The organism is Segatella albensis DSM 11370 = JCM 12258 (genome assembly GCF_000426565.1).
Taxonomy (GTDB): Bacteria; Bacteroidota; Bacteroidia; order Bacteroidales; family Bacteroidaceae; genus Prevotella; species Prevotella albensis.
Map to the genome: position 1 here is coordinate 1 of NZ_AUFP01000038.1, position 2,511 is coordinate 2,511.

3 protein-coding genes are annotated in these 2,511 nt (G+C 42.0%); 2 read left to right on the forward strand and 1 reads right to left on the reverse strand.

The window, feature by feature from the left end:
* The first annotated feature begins 81 nt into the window (after positions 1 to 81).
* Positions 82 to 993, forward strand: coding sequence for a glycine rich domain-containing protein (locus K333_RS12360; RefSeq protein WP_051230946.1), 912 nt, complete (start codon positions 82 to 84; stop codon positions 991 to 993).
* Between the two features lie 106 nt (positions 994 to 1,099).
* Positions 1,100 to 1,873 carry a glycine rich domain-containing protein gene (locus K333_RS12365; protein WP_024990725.1) on the forward strand — a complete coding sequence of 258 codons (774 nt, stop codon included), beginning with the start codon at positions 1,100 to 1,102 and terminating at the stop codon, positions 1,871 to 1,873.
* Between the two features lie 91 nt (positions 1,874 to 1,964).
* Here the strand turns inward: K333_RS12365 and K333_RS12745 are convergent.
* Positions 1,965 to 2,511: glycine rich domain-containing protein (locus K333_RS12745; RefSeq protein WP_027452641.1), on the reverse strand; the 547-nt coding region annotated here is incomplete at its 5' end.

Sequence of the window (2,511 nt, forward strand, 5' to 3'; positions counted from 1 at the left end):
TTTCCACTATAATGGTTTGGTTGTCCCGTATGTTCAATATTTTCTTCTAGACAATCTCAAAAGTACAGACACACGGGAAGTGTGCAGGAATTTACTGCACCGGTTGCGACTAGTTATAAGATACAATGCTGGGGAGCAAGCGGTGGAAATAGTTATGAAGACAAAAGTTATGGTAATTACAATACCGTGTATGGAGGGAAGGGAGGTTTCTGTTCTGGGGAAGTCACATTTCTTTTTAACCTAAAAGTTTACATTTATGTTGGACAATCAGGTGAAGGGATCCATTTAGAGAAAACCTACAATGGTGGCGGAGCCGGTGGTATTAACTATGATGCCAAAAGTGGTGGCGGAGCGACTGATATCCGATTAATAAAAGGCAATACATGGAGTGAATTTAATTCTCTTAAATCAAGAATTATAGTAGCAGCAGGAGGTGGAGGTGCACAACATTATACATCGGGAAGCCAAGGAGGTAATGCAGGTGGCTTATTTGGACAAGATGGACTCTATAGTTGTATATTACCACATCCTTCATATACTGTAGCCACAGGCGCTATTCAAACTTTAGGTGGATATGGAGGAATTGGCGCATCTAATGGTTTTGATGGCACTTTTGGTATTGGCGGTGATCATGAGGAACATGATGAGCAAGACTTTATTAATAAACATCTTTCCTCTTACACATATGGTGGTGGAGGTGGCGGGGGTTACTATGGTGGCGGAGGTGGAAGCGTTAATAATGCAATAGTTGGCTCTGGAGCAGGCGGTTCTTCCTTTATCTCTGGCTATCCTGGCTGTGATGCAATCTCAGAATCTTCAACAGAAGACAACATAATTCACACTGGCCAGCCTAATCATTATAGTAGTTATGTGTTTACTAATCCAGTGATGATAGATGGTGGTTCAACAATGCCATCCCCTTCTGGAGGAACTGAAACTGGACATAGTGGTAATGGATATTGTATAATTACTTGGCAACAATTACCACAATAATATATAATAGGCTATATCAAAGTTTAATTGGTATAGCCTATTTTTTTGTACGTATTGTCCGGTATTTTCAATTTACTCTTATCTATCGTATAGACACACGGGAAGTGTGCAGGAATTTACTGCACCTTTGAATACCACTTATAAGATGGAATGCTGGGGAGCAAGCGGAGGAAAAGCTGGTCAGTGGGAGCATGGTGGCAATGGAGGATATTCTATTGGATATAGAAGCCTAACTACAACAGACAAGTTATATGTTTGTGTTGGAGAAAAAGGTTCTTACTCTTCGGGATCTATAGGAGGAATTGGGGGATATAATGGTGGCGGTAATGGTGGTTATGGATATCAAAGTTCTGTTCAGTATACCGGTGGAGGCGGTGGAGGTGGTGCAACACATATTGCTATCACATCTAATCGTGGAGAGTTAAAGAATTATGAAAACTACTATTTAGCAGAACTTCTTTTAGTTGCAGGAGGCGGAGGAGGTGGTGCGACTCATATCGCAAATGCAGGCGTAGGTGGTGGGGTAAATGGTGGAAATGTTAATAATTATGGCAATACATATACAATAACTGGTGCTACACAAACTTCTGGATATGCATTTGGACAAGGGCAAAACGGGAAAACAAAAACTGCATCAAATGGATGGGGAGCCGAAGGAAATGGCGGAGGAGGTGGTGGATTCTATGGTGGTCCTGCAAGCCAAAAAACAGGAGATCTTTCTGATTGTGGTGGAGCTGGCGGTTCTGGATATGTTGGTAGCGTAATCAATGGGACTACTATAGCCGGTGACCAAACTTTTCTAAGCCCAAGTGGCGGTACAGAAACTGGACATAGTGGTAATGGCTATGCAATAATAAGCTGGATATCACCAAGCCTATAATATTCCTTCATCCTTCGGGATTTGTTCGGGACAAACATATATATGAAAATAGGCTATATCAGCAAATTCACTGATATAGCCTAATATATTATTATGGCAGTTGTTGCCAAGTTATTATACAATATCCATTACCTCCATGTCCCACTTCCGTTCCTCCTGTAGGACTAGGCATTACAGAACCACCATCTATCATTATAGGATTGGTGAATACTTTTCCGCTATAATGGTTTGACTGTCCAGTATGAATAATGTTATTTTCTGTTGAAGATTCTGTAATCGCATCACACCCTGTATGGCCAGAAATAAAGGAAGATCCTCCAGCTCCAGAACCGACGATGCCAGTATTAACACCACCACCTCCTCCTCCGTAATATCCGCCGCCACCACCGCTACCATATGATTTAGCACTATTACCGCCAGCGTTATTGCCACCGATTCCAAAAGTACCATCATAAGCTTTCGGATAATTTCCGCCACTAATCCCACCTTTTCCACCTGAAATTTGAGTTGCACCGGTAGCTATTGAATACGGCTGATGCTCTATTGTAGTATTTATAGCATAGAAACCATCTTGTCCGGAAAGCCCACCTGCATATCCTCCAGAACATCCATCAAAGTGATGATCTGCGCCACCACCT